Genomic DNA, 16360 nt, shown 5'->3' on the forward strand with positions numbered 1-16360 from the left:
AGTTAGCGCTACTGCTTTTTAATTTGTTCTACTATCTAAAGAGAGATTAAATTTACCTTCAGTAACTTTTAGTTCGTCTCCATTATCATTGTATAAAGTACAATCAAAAGTACCGATAGCTCTGTTTTCTGAAATTTCTGTTAAAGTTACAGTACCATTATTTTGATTGTCTTTAGTATTATAAATTATTCTATCATTTTTGATAATCATACCTGAATGTGTAAAATCAGATGTATTATTAAGTTTTTGTGATATGAGATTTACTCCAATTTTAGGGTTTACTATATATAATTCTGTTCTATACTCACCTAAACTACTTAAGTTGAAATAGTATGAAATATTTGGATTATTTAAATTTGTATATGACCAAGAAAAAGGTCTAATATCTCCACCATTAATACCAGTACCTGCAGATGGGGTGTAGAGTTTACCATTAATATAACAGGAAAAAGAATCGTTTCCTGTAGACTCGTTTGTGTTTAAGTTGCTGCCTTCACAATTAAATAATGTTACTGCAAAAAGAAATAGTGTTGTTTTTAAAAAGAATTGTTTCATAATCAAATAGGGTTTTAGGTTTGTATTGTAAAATTATGTTATTTGAAAATTTTAAGAGTCCAGAATTCCTCGATTTGGGAAATTCTGGACTCATTTGCAAAATTTTGGACTCATTTATTTTTTAAATAATTGATTTTTAATTATTTATAAATTTCATGTTTTTTGTTAAATTTTAGTACTTTCAAAATTCTGGACTCTTTTTGGGATGAAAAGGAAGGTTTATGGTATAATTTTTTAATAATTTTGATTGTTTTAATATTAATATTCGAGTATTTGTATTTTAGCATTTAGCATTTAGCAGTAGTTAGCGCTACTGCTTTTTTAATTTGTTCGACTATCTAAAGACAGGTTAAATTTCCCCTCTGTTACCTTCAATTCATCCCCTTTATCATTATATAACGTGCATTCAAAAGTCCCAATCGCTCTGTTTTCCGAAATTTCTGTAAAAGTTATGGTACCATTATTTTGATTATCTTTAGTATTGTAAAAGATTCTATCATTTTGGATAATCATACCCGAATGTGAAAAATCAATGGTACTACTTAATTCTTCAGTAATAATATTTTGTCCTATTTCAGGCAAAACTTTAACTAAAGCTATATTGTATTCACCAGTAGTTCTTATTTTAAAATAATAAGGAATATTTGGGTTATTTAGATTGGAATATGACCAATTAAAAGGTTTAATATCGCCACCACTAATGCCAGTTCCAGCAGAAGGTGTATAAAGTTTTCCATTTACGAAGCAAGAAAAGGAGTCGTTTCCTGTTGATTCGTTTGTGTTTAGATTGTTGCCTTCGCAATTAAATAGTGTTAGTGCAAAAAGAAATAGTACTGTTTTTAAAAATAATTGTTTCATAATGATAGTATTTTATGTTTGTACTGTAAAATTATGTGATTTGAAAATTTTAGGAGTCCTAAATTCCACGATTTTGGAAAATTTCGGACTAATTTAATTTTAAATTATTGATTGTTATGTGTTTAAAAATTAATGTTTTTTAGTGGTTTTAAAAATTCTGGACTCATTTTTGGAATTTTGGACAAGTTTTTGGATGAAATGGAAACTTTATAATGTAATTTTTTTCATAATTTTGATTGTTTTAATATTAATATTCGAGTATTTGTATTTTAGCATTTAGCAGTAGTTAGCGCTACTGCTTTTTAATTTTTTTTACTGTCAAGAGATAAATTAAACTTACCTTCTGTTATTTTTAATTCATCCCCTTTATCATTGTATAAAGTACATTCAAAAGTTCCTACAGCTTTTATTTCTGATAATTCAGTAAAAGTTACAGTACCGTTATTATGATTGTTTCGAGTATTATAAAAAATAAGTTCGTTATGAACTACCATTCCTGTATGATAATAATCTAGTTCATCAGTTAATTTTTCATTTAGAAAATTTTCACCTTTTTTTGGGTTTATTAAGTTTATAAATAGTGTATATTCTCCTCCACTATTTATAGTAATGTAAGGATCATTAGCACTACCAAATGCCCATGCAAACGGTCTAATATCACCACCACCAATGCCTGTTCCAGCAGATGGGATGTAGAGTTTTCCATTTACGAGGCAAGAAAAGGAGTCGTTTCCTGTAGATTCGTTTGTGTTTAGGTTATTACCTTCACAATTAAAAAGAGTTAAAGTAAAAAGAAATAGCACTATTTTAAAAAATAAATGTTTCATATTAAAAGGGTTTTAGAGTTAATAAATTTTGTGTTTGTTATGTTTAACTTTTAGGCGGTTGTTGGTAACAACTGCTTTTATTATATAAATCTCTTTAAGGTATTGTACAAATCAAATCAAATTGACCATTTTTTATTTCAATAATATCATTTTCGTCCATTTCATTTTTTAGTTTAGCAGAAAAATTTCCTGCACAGATCTGTTCTATAAAATCAACTTTTTCAAAATTTATAGTACCCGAATTTTCAAAAGAAATATATTTTCTATCATTTAAATAACAAAATATATGAGGAAAATTAGGTTTATTTAAAGATGATGGGACTCCTGGACTCAAATGAAAAATATATTCTTTCTGTTTAGGTCTTTCTTCTGGAATATATATGTATATATATTAGCATTAACAAAATTAGATGCAGCAATTGCATAATAATTTGTATTATTTAGTCCAACACCTGAAGTAATTCGAATAGCTTCTGTATTTCTTCCTCCTGGAGCAACAAACTCTTTGCTATCTTTAGGTATAAATACCCTACCATCTACAATAGCACCAAAGGTATTTGCACCTGTTTGTGTAATGGGTGGTAATTGGTCTTCGGGGTCGTTGTTTTCGCAATTACTTAAAGTAAGTGCAAAAAGAAATAGTGTTGTTTTTAAAAAGAATTGTTTCATAATCAAATAGGGTTTTAGGTTTGTATTGTAAAATTATGTTATTTGAAAATTTTAAGAGTCCAGAATTCCTCGATTTGGGAAATTCTGGACTCATTTGCAAAATTTTGGACTCATTTATTTTTTAAATAATTGATTTTTAATTATTTATAAATTTCATGTTTTTTGTTAAATTTTAGTACTTTCAAAATTCTGGACTCTTTTTGGGATGAAAAGGAAGGTTTATGGTATAATTTTTTAATAATTTTGATTGTTTTAATATTAATATTCGAGTATTTGTATTTTTAGCATTTAGCAGTAGTTAGCGCTACTGCTTTTTAATTTTTTTTACTGTCAAGAGATAAATTAAACTTACCTTCTGTTATTTTTAATTCATCCCCTTTATCATTGTATAAAGTACATTCAAAAGTTCCTACTGCTTTTGTTTCTGATAATTCAGTAAAAACTATAGTACCATTGTTTTGATTGTTTTTGGTATTATAAAAAATAAGACTATTTAAAATTATCATCCCTGAATGTGTAAAGTCTACAGTATCATCTAATTTTTGATTTAAATTATTTATTCCTATGTTAGGCTCAATAGATACGAGGGACAAAGTATATTCCCCCCCACTTGTTATTTTAAAAAACATTGGGATATTAGAATTACCTAAATTTGAATATGCCCAAGCAAAAGGCCTAATATCACCACCACCAATGCCTGTTCCAGCAGAAGGTGTATAAAGTTTTCCATTTACAAGGCAAGAAAAGGAGTCGTTTCCTGTAGATTCGTTTGTGTTTAGGTTATTACCTTCACAATTAAAAAGAGTTAAAGTAAAAAGAAATAGCACTATTTTAAAAAATAAATGTTTCATATTAAAAGGGTTTTAGAGTTAATAAATTTTGTGTTTGTTATGTTTAACTTTTAGGCGGTTGTTGGTAACAACTGCTTTTATTATATAAATCTCTTTAAGGTATTGTACAAATCAAATCAAATTGACCATTTTTTATTTCAATAGTATCATTTTCGTCCATTTCATTTTTTAGTTTAGCAGAAAAATTTCCTGCACAGATCTGTTCTATAAAGTCAACTTTTTCAAAATTTATAGTACCTGAATTTTCAAAAGAAATATATTTTCTATCATTTAAATAACAAAATATATGAGGAAAATTAGGTTTATTTAAAGATGATGGGACTCCTGGACTCAAATGAAAAATATATTCTTTCTGTCTAGGTCTTTCTTCTGGAATATATATATATATGTATATATTAGAATTAACAAAATTAGATGCAGCAATTGCATAATAATTTGTATTATTTAGTCCAACACCTGAAGTAATTCGAATAGCTTCTGTATTTCTTCCTCCTGGAGCAACAAACCCTTTGCTATCTTTAGGTATAAAGACTCTACCATCTACAATAGCACCAAAGGTATTTGCTCCAGTTTGTGTAATGGGTGGTAATTGGTCTTCGGGGTCGTTTTTTTCGCAATTGCTTAAAGTAAGTGCAAAAAGAAATAGTATTGTTTTTAAAAATAAATATTTCATAATCAATAGGGTTTTAGGTTTGTATTGTAAAATTATGTGATTTAAAAATTTTTAGAGTCCAGAATTCCACGATTTGGGGAATTCTGGATTCATTTAATTTTAATTCATTGATTTATAGTCATCTAAAATTAAATGTTTTTTAGTGATTTTAGAAATTCTGGACTCATTTGTGGAATTTTGGACTGCTTTAGGGATGAAAAGGAGGTTTTATGATGCAGTTTTTTTGTAGTTTTGAGGTGTTAAGTTAGACACTGAAACAAGTTCAGCGCATATAAATTGTGTTTTTTATGTATTTAGCTGTTAGGCAGTTGTTGGTAGCAACTGCTTTTTATTTGTTTACTGTATTTAGGTTGATGTCGAATCTTCCATTAGTTATCTCAATAATGTCATTAGGAGAGTCAATATTCACTAAAGTAAGCTTACTAAAAACTCCTGAGATTATATTATTATCAAATCGTGTAATTGTAATAGTTCCTGTATTAATATCAGAAATATATTTAGAGTTTTGAGATATTATACTCCAACAATGTGGGTAAAGTGGTTCAAAAGTAGAAGTACTTTCACCATTACTTAACTCAAAGTTATATACTCCTGTAGAGGTTAAATTATATATATATATATATATTCTATTACCATTACTATCTTTAAAGTTACCAGCATCAATTATAAAATTATTATTTGATAAATATTTCGCTGTTATTCCTCTTTTAGGGGTTACACTTAAGCTTCCTTTACCATTTTGAGGTATTAAAACTTCACCATTAATAATACAGCCAAACGTATTTTCACCTGTTTGTGTAATGGGTGGTAATTGGTCTTGTGGGTCGTTTTTTTCGCAATTGCTTAAAGTAAGTGCAAAAAGAAATAGTGTTGTTTTTAAAAAGAATTGTTTCATAATCAAATAGGGTTTTAGGTTTGTATTGTAAAATTATGTTATTTGAAAACTTTTAGAGTCCAGAATTCCACGATTTGGGGAATTCTGGACTCATTTGCAAAATTTTGGACTCATTTATTTTTTAAATAATTGATTTTTAATTATTTATAAATTTCATGTTTTTTGTTAAATTTTAGTGTTTTTAAGAATTCTGGACTCTTTTTGGGATGAAAAGGACGGCTTGATGTATGTTTTTTCCATAATTTTGAAAGTATTAAGTGTTTATAATTAGTTTGATGAATGTTTAATTTTTTTTAGAGGTTGTTGGCGCAACCTCTTTTTTTTTATCGAAATCTTGTTGAGTTAATTGTGTTTTTATTGAAGTCAAATCTTCCTTCGGTTATTTCAATAAAATTATCAGAAATATCTTTGTTTTTTTTGCACTTTACAAGTTATTAGCTTCAGACACTCAAATTGCAACAATGAGAGCCAATTATTTAGGTGGAAATTATGGTTATGGACATGCAAAACAAGCCTTGTATGAATTAATCGTAGAAAAATTTAAAACGGTTCGTGAGAAATATCATCATTATATGGAAAATAAAAACGAGATTGACGATTCTTTAACTATTGGTGCAGAAAAAGCAAGAAAAACGGCAAAAGAAGTTTTGCAAAGAGTTAGAGGAAAAATTGGTTATTAAAAAGAGGTTTAAACCCCTTATTAACTATCAAAAAAGCTCGTTTCTAAAATTAGAAACGAGCTTTTTTTATGTTGTTTAGATGTTTTATTTATTACATCCACTGACAAACAATACCCCCCATAATTGCTAAAGTTACCATCCAATACCCTGCATTTATTGCTACATATTTAAATGATTTTTTTTCGAACATTGCTTGGATTCCTAAAATTGGCATTATTAAAAATAAACCAAATAAAACTCCGTGAAAAGCCCCATGTTTAAAAGTTCTAAAGCGATCGCTATAAGTTGCCACAAAATTCTCGAAATAAGAATATGCTTCTCCTGTTTGTTCGTTAAAACCAGGATCGCCTGCCAAGGTGGAATAAACACCCATTTGATGAATAACCATAGGCATTAAAGCAAATGCTATTAAAACACTTAAAACAAAACAAATAATTAGAGTTTTAACCATATTGGTTCCTTCTAAAGATTCTTTCGTGAATCTCATTTGAGCCATCCAAGCGTTTCCAAATAAAGGTCCATACCAAATAAAGCCAACAATCATAGGCACTAATGCCGCTACAAAAAAGATGTAAAAATTCATTTCCATGATAAAAAAGTTTTGGTTGAATACCAAATATAGGAAATAAGTTTTTGACAGTAAACCAGTTACGTAAAAAAAACTCAAAAAAAAGAATCTTTTTGAGTTTTAATTTATTTTAATAATAATAGGAGTTTTACTTAATCTGCATCGATTTTCCAATAGCTTCTAACTCAAAAAGAAATGCTCTTTTATTTACAGAAGGTGCATAGGTAAATCCTTCAAAAACAATAACTCTGTTGTTTTTTTTATCAATAACGGAATAGTTTAAGAAAGGCCCTGCCATAAAATCGTTTTTCACTTCCCATTTCCCCCTTGTTTCAAATGCTCTTTTACCTGCTAATTTTACCTCAGATGTAAAAGGGGTGTACGCTTCTTCTGTAATCATGTACATGGTTTCTTGATCCGAGCCTGGAATGTATTTTTCTCCAATGCTATCTCTAACAGCCACAATATTTTCTGCTACCTTATCTTCATCTACTAAAGGAATAGAATACACTAAAATATTATTACTTCCTGTTTTGGCAATACCACTTGTTAAGTGTTGTCTTAGCCATAAAAATTCTCCTGTATCGTCTACTGTTTTAAAATTGTCTGGTATAATAAAAGAAACGCCTAAATTGGTTAAGGTTTTATAAATAGAATTATCAATTTTTCTTGAGTTAAAAATATGCTGTGTCATTTCTATATCCGACTCGATATAAGCATCTATAATTTGTTTTTCGTACTTTTTAAACATTTTAATAACGCTTTCATCATCTGTTCCATAAACATATATTATGGTTTGTGGCTGTGCATACACGTTCTTTTTAATGTAAAATTTTTCTTGATCGCTTTCTCCAATTATTAAAATATTTCTAGTTACCTTCATCATGCTTCCAAAACCATTTGGCGCAATTTGAGACACGGATAATATGGGCTCTGGCTGTGGTAAACCCACCATTAATTCTCCAAAAGAATTTCTAATTTCTTTCCCTAAATCGCCATTCCAATCGCTAGCATTGGTAACCACCATAACTTTGTTAATTTTTCCAATAGAGCCTCTTAGAACGAATTTATCGTTTCCTTTACAGGATAATAGAAATATTGAAATTGCAAAAAGCGTACCTATTTTCTTCATGATTTAACTTTTATAGATTTTAAGTTTTGTTCCAGGTTTTAAACTTTTAACCCCCCAAATATTGTTCCACTTTTTAATTTGGTCGATAGAAACATTTTTATATTTTCTAGAAATTATCCATAGAGAGTCTCCTTTTTTAACTGTATAGGTTTCAAAATCTCCTTTTCTATAGTTTTTTGAAGCAACTTTTTTTGAAGATTTATTTACAACATCTTTTGCTATTGCTAACTTTTTAGGATAAATACTTAATCTTTGTCCTATTTTTAATCGACTTGTTTTTAGACGATTCCATCTTTTTATATCGCTTACTCGTACTCCAAATTTATTGGCAATTTTTCCTAAAAAATCTCCACTTCGAACTTTATAACGGATTCTTTTATCCATCTCGAAATATTTTGGAAGTGGTTTTTCTCTTTTAGCAGCATCTGTTTCTGCCAAAGCATAAATTTCTTGCTCCTTATCCAAAAATTGAAATGTATTTTTTCTTGGTAAGGTAATTGAATAATTTTTTCCTTCTACAAATGGAATTACGTCTAATTTATAAGACGGATTTAATAATTGAATTAATTCTGAACTTATTCCAGTAGTTTCCGAAACTTGATCGAAAGTAATTGTTTTTTTAACATGAATAGTATCTGTTTCGAAATGGCGAATTTGAGGTGCATCTGCAATTAATTCGTGTTCTTTTTGATATTCAAACAAATACATAGTTGCATAAAAAGCAGGTACATAACTAGCTGTTTCTGTTGGTAAAAACGGACGAATATTCCAATAATTTCGGTAACCTCCAGAACGTTTTATGGCTTTTGCGACATTTCCAGGACCTGAATTATAGGCTGCCAATGCCAAATCCCAATCACCAAAAATGTTGAATAAATCAGACAAATATTGGCAAGCAGCAATCGTAGATTTTAATGGATCTTGGCGCTCATCTACATAAGAACTTACTTTTAATTTATACTGTATTCCAGTACCATACATAAATTGCCACAATCCTGTTGCACCAACTCTCGATTTTGCAGTTGGATCTAAAGCAGATTCTACAATTGCTAAATATTTCATTTCTAATGGAATATCGTATTGATCTAAATACTTTTCGAACATTGGAAAATAATATTCCGCTTTTGCCATTAATGCTGGATAATATTTTTTTCGATATTTTAAATACGATTTTATTACTTTTTCTAAAGCAGGATTGTATGCTAAATGAAACGGCGTTTTTGCATCGATTTTTTGAAGTCTTTCTTTTAAAATCTCTGTAGATAATTCCACAGAAGAAACATCTTTTTTTTCGGTATCTTTAAGAATATAAATTGCTGTTTCGTATAATGGAGATTTGTATTTAGAGTTCATTAATAAACTATCAATCAACACAATATCGTAGTCGGAAAATAAATCTGCCTGAGTTATTTTTTGAGGAATAGAGTCGTTTTCTTGTGCAAAAACAGTTGCAGAGAACAGTAAAAATATAATTAGTTTTTTCATAAAAATAGTTGTTTAATCGAAATCAACCAAGGCTTAAATATAACCTCTCTATTTCGTTCGAGAAAACATTTTAGTTAAAATCTAACTCAACTGCAATTGGGCAATGGTCGGAATGTTTTGCTTCAGATAAAATATATGCTCTCGAAATTTTGTCTTTTAATGGTTGGGTAACCATAGCGTAATCTAAACGCCAACCTTTATTATTTGCTCTAGAATTTGCTCTGTAACTCCACCAAGAATATTGCTGTAAATCGGGATTTAAGTATCTAAAACTATCTGTTAAGCCAGAATCTATAAAATTTCCAATCCATTCTCTTTCTACTGGTAAAAAACCAGAGACTCCTTTCATTTTTGGGTTATGAATGTCTATTTCTTCATGACAAATATTGTAATCGCCACAAATAACCAAATTCGCAATTTCTTGTCGAAGCTCGTTAATGTATTCTTGAAATTCTGCCATAAAATTTAGCTTAAAATCTAATCTCTGTAGATTTGTTCCAGAAGGTAAATAGAGGCTCATTATAGAAACTTCATCGAAATCGATTCTAAGATTTCTACCTTCGAAATCCATGGTTTCAATTCCTGTTCCATATACTATTTTATTCGGTTTTTTCTTGCTGAAAATAGCCACTCCAGAATATCCTTTCTTTTGTGCAGAATAAAAGTAATTATAAGGATAACCTGCTTTTTTAAAAGCTTCGACATCTAATTGATCTTCCTGCGCTTTTGTTTCTTGTATGCAAATTACATCTGGATTTGCAGCTTCCAACCAATCTAAAAATCCTTTTTTAATCGCTGCTCTAATTCCGTTTACGTTGTATGATATTATTTTCATTAAGCCCATCTTTACTTCTTCCCAAAGGGAAGAAAAATCATTCTCTAAATTATTCTATAATTACTGACTTCTTTAAAAAAATCCAAGTAATTTGTTTTATTTTTCCAGTTTGCGTTTGAATTATTCGTTTTCTTGGTGATAAAATAAAGGCAATTGCACCAGATATAAAAGTTCTAATAAAAAAATTATCGACATTAAATACTTTATCAAGAATAAGTAGGCAAATAAAGAGTGTTAATGGAAAAATTAACCAATATATTTTTTTGAATAATGCCATTTTATTTTGTGTTTTTTCTTCAAGGGGTTTAGGATAATCCCATCATTTCTGGTACTTCTCCATTTACAACTAAAGTACCTTCTGTTGCTTCTTCTATTTCTTTAACAGAAACTCCTGGAGCTCTTTCCAACAAGTAAAACTTATTATCTTTTACTTCTAAAACCGCTAAATTGGTAACTACTTTTGTTACGCAACCAACACCTGTTAATGGCAATGAACATTTTTTTAAAATTTTAGATTCGCCACGCTTGTTTGTATGCATCATTGCCACAATAATATTTTCTGCAGAAGCTACTAAATCCATGGCTCCACCCATTCCTTTTACCATTTTCCCCGGAATTTTCCAGTTGGCAATATCTCCATTTTCGGCAACTTCCATGGCTCCTAAAATGGTTAAATCTACGTGTTTACCACGAATCATGGAAAAACTGGTTGCAGAATCGAAAAAACTTGCTCCTGGCATTGTTGTAATGGTTTGTTTTCCTGCATTTATAATATCTGCATCTTCTTCTCCTTCGAAAGGGAAAGGTCCCATTCCTAAAACTCCGTTTTCACTTTGAAACTCAACTTCTATATCCTCTCGAACATAGTTCGCAACCAAGGTAGGAATCCCAATTCCTAAGTTTACGTAAAAACCATCTTGAACTTCTTGTGCTATTCGCTTTGCGATACCATTTTTATCTAACATAACTTTAATTTGATAATTTGTTAATTTGACAATTTGATAATTTTCAAATTATAAAATAAGGTATTCCTGTCTTCGCAGGAATGACAGACTTATTTTTTTTGTCTTACTGTTCGTTGTTCAATTCTCTTTTCATACTCTTTTCCTTGAAAAATTCTTTGTACAAATATTCCAGGAATATGAACATTGTTTGGGTCTAACTCGCCAACTTCTACCAATTCTTCTACTTCTGCAACTGTAATTGTTGCGGCTCCACACATATTAGGGTTAAAATTTCTTGAGGTTCCTTTAAAAACCAAATTCCCAGCAGCATCTCCTTTCCAAGCTTTTACAAAAGCAAAATCTGCTTTAAAAGCGGGTTCTAATACATACATTTTACCATCGAATTCTCTTGTTTCTTTTCCATCTGCAACTTCGGTTCCATAACCTGCAGGTGTATAAAATGCAGGAAAACCAGCTTGTGCTGCTCTACATTTTTCGGCTAAAGTTCCTTGTGGTATTAATTCTACCTCCAATTCTCCAGACAACATTTGTCTTTCAAATTCGTCGTTTTCTCCTACGTAAGAAGAAATCATTTTTTTTATCTGTTTTCCTTGTAAAAGCAAACCTAAACCAAAATCGTCTACTCCAGCATTGTTAGAAATACAAGTTACATTTCTAACATTTAGTTTTACCAATTCTGCAATGGCATTTTCTGGAATGCCACACAACCCAAAGCCTCCTAACATTAAAGTCATTCCACTTTTAACACCTTTTAATGCTTCTTGAACGTTCTCTACTTTTTTGTTAATCATGTATTTTGTATTTTATTTTTAAACAAATTCTCTATTTTAAAACTCTAAATAGAATTAAAAGTCTGTATCTTCTTCTGGTACTTTTTCGTTATTTCCTTCTTTTTTATCATCCTTACAATTTATATTGATGGATAAATTAGCTGGCTTTTCGAAATCTTCCTTACTTATTTTCAAGGTTTTATCTGCATAACATTTTTGCATATATAACGCCCAAGAAGGCAAAGACATGGTTGCTCCTTGCCCGTAAGCAATTCCAGGAAAATGGGTTGCTCTGTCTTCGCCACCCGTCCAAACCCCTGTTGCTAAGTTTGGTACAATTCCCATAAACCAACCGTCTGATTGGTTTTGGGTAGTTCCTGTTTTACCTGCAATTGCATTTGTGAATTTATATGGAAAACCTGTTACTATCTTTGGATATCCTGTGTAACCAGAACGTAATCTTGCACCAGAACCCGATCGTGTAACTCCTTCTAATAGATTTAAAACTACGTAGGCAGATTCTTCGCTTAAAACCTCTTTTGTTTCTGGTGTAAATTCTTCTAAAACGGTTCCGTTTTTGTCTTCGATTCTTGTAATTATCATAGGATTTACTCGCAAACCTCTGTTTGCAAAAGTAGAATAGGCACTTACCATTTCTAATAACGATAAATCTACAGCTCCTAAAGCAATGGATGGATTTGCTGGAACATCACTCTCGATTCCTGCTGCTTTTGCCAAACGCACCACATTTTCTGGTGTTACCATGTCTATTAATCTTGCAGACATAGTATTTATAGATCTTGCCAATCCTTTTTTTAAGGTTAACATTCCTCCATATTTCAAGTTAGAATTTTCTGGTGTCCAATCTTCTGGAATGCCATATTTCCCTTTTGGAATTGTATAAGGAATATTTGGGAACATATCGCAAGGAGACAGTTTTAACTGATTAATTGCAGTTGCATAAACAAAAGGTTTAAAGGTAGAACCTACTTGACGTTTTTGTTGCTCTACAGCATCGAATTTAAAATGTTTGTAATTTACACCACCAACCCACGCTTTTATGTGCCCTGTTTGAGGTTCTATGGACAACAAACCAGATCTTAAAAAGTATTTATAATATCTTATAGAATCTATTGGCGACATAATTGTATCTATATCTCCTTTGTAAGAAAACACGCTCATTTTAGTTTTCTTCTTAAAAACGTCGTTGATGTATTTTTCTGATTTTCCTGCGATTTTTAAACGTTTGTATCTGTCGGAATTTTTCTTTCCTCTTTCTAAAATTGCATTGATATCACTTTTTTCGATATCGTAAAAAGGCGCAGTTTTATTTCTCTTTTGCTCTTTAAAAAAATAGTTTTGCAAATTTGCCATATGTTCTTTTACAGCTTCCTCTGCATATTGTTGCATTCGAGAATCTATGGTTACATAAATTTTTAATCCGTCTTTAAAAATATCGTATTCTTCGCCATTTGGTTTTGGGTGACTTTGTACCCATTTGCGCATTACTTTTTGTAAATGACCTCTAAAATAAGTGGCATATCCTTCGTTATGACTTTCTGGAGTATAATTGATATTTAATGGTAATTGTTGTAAAGAATCTTTTTCTGCTTCTGTAATAAAACCATTTCTATTGGTTTGTTTTAAAACAACATTTCTACGTTGTTTTACTTTTGCTTCTCTTCTTAAAGGATTAAAGTAAGAGGAGTTTTTTAACATGCCAACCAACATTGCAGATTCTTCTAATTTTAACTCTTTGGGTTCTTTTCCAAAATAAATTCTGGCTGCAGAGCGAATACCAACTGCCTGATTTAAGAAATCGTATTTATTTAAATACATCGCAATAATTTCTTGCTTTGTATATTGTCTTTCTAATTTAGTGGCAACTACCCATTCTTTTACTTTTTGAAGAACTCTAACAATTTTATTTCTAGATTTCTCTCCTGTAAAAAGCATTCTCGCTAACTGCTGTGTTATGGTACTTGCTCCTCCACTGCCAGGTTTTAAAACGGCTCTTGCTGTTCCTCTAAAATCGATTCCAGAATGTTCGTAAAAACGTTCGTCTTCTGTTGCAACTAAAGCATTTACTAAATTTTCAGGCAACTCACTATAATGAATTGGTGTTCTGTTTTCTGTAGCATACTTACCAATAGTTTTTCCATCGATAGAAATTACTTCTGTTGCTAAATTTGTTTCTGGGTTTTCTAATTCTTCGAAAGTTGGTAAAGCTCCTAACCAACCCCAAGAAGCAAATAAAAATAATAGTATTAAGGTACCAAAACCTCCTAAAACGATTCCCCAGAACCATTTTATATATTTTTTAAAGTTTGTTGTTTTTTCTTTTGCCATAATAAAACTTGCTTCTCAACATTGTTGAGATTTCTTTAATTTGTCTTTCCCGTGAAAACGGATATTTATTCTATTTTTTCGATACTGAACCCAACATCTATAATTCCCTCTAAAAAAGGAATTGGATGTACTTCGCCATTTTTTCGCATTGCTTGTCGAATAGTAAACTCATATTTACCAGAAATGGGAAATACTTTGTTTTCTTTGTAAAATAATTTATTGTCTTTTATTTCCGTAAAACCATCTCCTAAAAAACGCCCAGAAGCGTCTGCCATTTCATATTGTAACGTATCTATAACCTCTGTTCCGTTTGGAAACTTTAATTCTGTAATTACATACAAATTACTAAACTGAAAATCGTTGTTATTTCGTATGTTGATAAATAGATTTTTAGCCTGAATGGTATCTTTTACTTCGAAATTAAAAAAAACCTTTTCATTTGCCTTCCAAGCTCCGTTTTCTAATGATTTATATTGATTAAACTCCGTATTTCCATCACAAGAAGTTAGGAAAATCGATATTAAAATTAAGAAAAAAAAATTATTTATTCTCGGAATCGCCAGCATTATTTTGTTTGTTATTTTTACGATTTCTATTATTTCTTCTTGGTTTGTTCGTCTTTTTTACCTCTCCTTTTGGTTTACTTTCATCTAATTTTGCATTCGATTTTGGTCTTGGCCTAGGTTTTGGCTTTCGGTTTTCAGCTTTTTGTTGATTTTGTTTTGCATTTGGGTTTGGCTTCGGTTTTTGTTTTTGTTGCTGTTTTGCAGTAGGTTTTCTTTTCTGATTAGAATTTGGTTGCGTTTTATTGGCAACTGCACCCACAAGTTTTTTCTTATTTTTATTTCTGTTGTTTCTTCTACGTTTGCTCTTTTTTGGAGTATCGAAACGTGTTAAACTATCTTGCCCAACTGCATCTTCGAAATCTACTTTTACAGGAACTTCAACATCCGATTCATATTCTTCTAATGTTGCAGATTTCTCGTTATTTTTATTCAGGTCGATAATTTCTAAAACTTGGTCTAATGTTAAGCGAAACCACTTAAAGCGTTCTTCTTTATACGTGTACCAAAGATGTTGTTTAAAAATATCCATCTTTACAAAAACAGCTTCTCCTTTTTCTGTTTTTAAAACAATGTCTTGTTTTGGAAATGCTTTTAAAGCGTCTAGATAGGTGTCTAATTCAAAATTTAAACAGCATTTTAATTTTCCACATTGTCCTGCTAATTTTAACGGATTTAAAGACAATTGTTGGTAACGAGCTGCAGATGTAGTTACTTTTCTAAAATCTGTTAACCAAGTAGAACAGCATAATTCTCTTCCACAAGAACCAACACCACCTAATCTTGCAGCTTCTTGTCTTGCGCCTACCTGTTTCATTTCTACACGAATAGAAAATGCGCTTGCCAAATCTCTAATTAGCTGTCTAAAATCTACACGAGTATCTGCTGTGTAATAAAAGGTGGCTTTGTTTCCATCTCCTTGATATTCTACATCCGAAAGTTTCATTTGTAAACCTAAACGTCCTAAAATTTCTCTTCCTCTTCTTTGTGTTTCTTCTTCTTTGGCTCTAGATTGTTGCCAAATATCTATATCTCTTTGACTTGCTTTTCTGTAGATTTTTTTAACATCTTCGTGATCTTCGGTAATTTTGCGCTTTTTCATTTGCACTTTTACCAATTCTCCTGCTAAAGAGACGGTTCCAATATCGTGTCCTGGAGAACCTTCTACAGCCACAATATCGCCCATTGTTATGGGCAAATTATCTGTGTTTTTATAAAAATGCTTCCTTCCGTTTTTAAAACGAACTTCGAAAATATTAAACCTCTCTTGTCCACTTGGCAAGGTCATATTCGATAACCAATCGAAAACGGCTAATTTATTACTACCACTTCCACAGGTTCCAGAACCACAATTACCATTACTCTTACATCCTTTTGGTACGCCATTTTCTATTGTACCACAACTTCCACATGCCATGTAATTTTATATTTTTAGAAAAGCTCGAAGCTTTTTACTGTTCATAATTTTGATTATCAGATGAATACAAATACACAATCTCATCTTCACTAATCTGTAAATATACACATTCTGGAAGAATGATAAAACAGCTAAATACGAGTTCTTAAAATTATTTTATGTTATTGGGTTAAATAACAAATATAGTTTGGAAGGTTTATTAATTATTGTGCTTCTTAGAATTTGTACGGATTGAATTAGGATTCGTTTAAAGTTTTATTTTTTTTAT

18 protein-coding genes and 1 pseudogene are annotated in these 16360 nt (G+C 30.5%); 1 reads left to right on the plus strand and 18 read right to left on the minus strand.

Annotated elements, in window-relative coordinates; translation table 11 throughout:
* Positions 1-18: 18 nt before the first annotated feature.
* The 8 genes from J3359_RS08525 to J3359_RS08560 form a co-directional block, all read right to left on the minus strand.
* Positions 19-555: a Riean_0653 family protein gene (locus J3359_RS08525; protein WP_208080261.1), complete on the minus strand. Its 537-nt coding sequence runs from the start codon at positions 553-555 to the stop codon at positions 19-21.
* Between the two features lie 321 nt (positions 556-876).
* Positions 877-1413, minus strand: coding sequence for a Riean_0653 family protein (locus tag J3359_RS08530; RefSeq protein ID WP_208080262.1), 537 nt, complete (start codon positions 1411-1413; stop codon positions 877-879).
* Positions 1414-1715: 302 nt separating this feature from the next.
* Entirely contained in the window at positions 1716-2240 is a 525-nt protein-coding gene (locus tag J3359_RS08535) for a Riean_0653 family protein (protein WP_208080263.1), read from the minus strand.
* A 94-nt stretch (positions 2241-2334) separates the two neighbouring features.
* Positions 2335-2574, minus strand: coding sequence for a hypothetical protein (locus J3359_RS08540; protein ID WP_208080264.1), 240 nt, complete (start codon positions 2572-2574; stop codon positions 2335-2337).
* The gene (locus J3359_RS08545; protein ID WP_208080265.1) at positions 2571-2909 is read right to left on the minus strand and encodes a Riean_0653 family protein; all 339 of its coding nucleotides are present in this window, start codon (positions 2907-2909) and stop codon (positions 2571-2573) included. The genes J3359_RS08540 and J3359_RS08545 overlap by 4 nt, the downstream gene beginning before the upstream one ends.
* Before the next feature lie 314 nt (positions 2910-3223).
* A complete protein-coding gene (locus J3359_RS08550) occupies positions 3224-3760 on the minus strand; it encodes a Riean_0653 family protein (RefSeq protein ID WP_208080266.1) in 537 nt (178 codons plus the stop codon).
* Positions 3761-3854: 94 nt separating this feature from the next.
* Positions 3855-4433 (minus strand): Riean_0653 family protein, encoded by a 579-nt coding sequence (locus J3359_RS08555; protein WP_208080267.1) that lies wholly within the window; start codon positions 4431-4433, stop codon positions 3855-3857.
* Between the two features lie 328 nt (positions 4434-4761).
* Positions 4762-5328, minus strand: coding sequence for a Riean_0653 family protein (locus J3359_RS08560; protein ID WP_208080268.1), 567 nt, complete (start codon positions 5326-5328; stop codon positions 4762-4764).
* A 416-nt stretch (positions 5329-5744) separates the two neighbouring features.
* Between J3359_RS08560 and J3359_RS08565 the strand changes: the two are divergent.
* Positions 5745-6008, plus strand: a pseudogene (locus J3359_RS08565) (tryptophan--tRNA ligase); the annotation flags it as partial.
* A 91-nt stretch (positions 6009-6099) separates the two neighbouring features.
* Here J3359_RS08565 and J3359_RS08570 read toward each other — a convergent pair.
* The 10 genes from J3359_RS08570 to J3359_RS08615 all read right to left on the minus strand — a co-directional run bounded on the left by J3359_RS08570 (position 6100) and on the right by J3359_RS08615 (position 16092).
* On the minus strand, positions 6100-6597 hold the full coding sequence (locus tag J3359_RS08570) for a DUF1761 domain-containing protein (protein WP_208080269.1): 498 nt from the start codon (positions 6595-6597) through the stop codon (positions 6100-6102).
* Between the two features lie 127 nt (positions 6598-6724).
* Positions 6725-7708, minus strand: a complete 984-nt coding sequence (locus J3359_RS08575) for a DUF4837 family protein (protein ID WP_208080270.1) — start codon at positions 7706-7708, stop codon at positions 6725-6727.
* Positions 7709-7711: 3 nt separating this feature from the next.
* Complete coding sequence (locus J3359_RS08580) at positions 7712-9193, minus strand: LysM peptidoglycan-binding domain-containing protein (RefSeq protein WP_208080271.1); 1482 nt, start codon at positions 9191-9193, stop codon at positions 7712-7714.
* Positions 9194-9263: 70 nt separating this feature from the next.
* Positions 9264-10028, minus strand: coding sequence for an exodeoxyribonuclease III (locus tag J3359_RS08585; RefSeq protein ID WP_208080272.1), 765 nt, complete (start codon positions 10026-10028; stop codon positions 9264-9266).
* 49 nt (positions 10029-10077) lie between these two features.
* Positions 10078-10305: a hypothetical protein gene (locus J3359_RS08590; RefSeq protein ID WP_208080273.1), complete on the minus strand. Its 228-nt coding sequence runs from the start codon at positions 10303-10305 to the stop codon at positions 10078-10080.
* Between the two features lie 28 nt (positions 10306-10333).
* A complete protein-coding gene (locus J3359_RS08595; protein WP_208080274.1) occupies positions 10334-10993 on the minus strand; it encodes a CoA transferase subunit B in 660 nt (219 codons plus the stop codon).
* An 89-nt stretch (positions 10994-11082) separates the two neighbouring features.
* The gene (locus tag J3359_RS08600; protein ID WP_208080275.1) at positions 11083-11784 is read right to left on the minus strand and encodes a CoA transferase subunit A; all 702 of its coding nucleotides are present in this window, start codon (positions 11782-11784) and stop codon (positions 11083-11085) included.
* Between the two features lie 54 nt (positions 11785-11838).
* Entirely contained in the window at positions 11839-14112 is a 2274-nt protein-coding gene (locus J3359_RS08605) for a penicillin-binding protein 1A (RefSeq protein WP_208080276.1), read from the minus strand.
* A gap of 65 nt (positions 14113-14177) precedes the next feature.
* Entirely contained in the window at positions 14178-14678 is a 501-nt protein-coding gene (locus J3359_RS08610) for a gliding motility lipoprotein GldH (RefSeq protein WP_208080277.1), read from the minus strand.
* Positions 14653-16092 (minus strand): PSP1 domain-containing protein, encoded by a 1440-nt coding sequence (locus tag J3359_RS08615; RefSeq protein ID WP_208080278.1) that lies wholly within the window; start codon positions 16090-16092, stop codon positions 14653-14655. The genes J3359_RS08610 and J3359_RS08615 overlap by 26 nt, the downstream gene beginning before the upstream one ends.
* Between the last annotated feature and the right edge of the window lie 268 nt (positions 16093-16360).

This window comes from Polaribacter cellanae (assembly GCF_017569185.1).
GTDB lineage: Bacteria > Bacteroidota > Bacteroidia > Flavobacteriales > Flavobacteriaceae > Polaribacter > Polaribacter cellanae.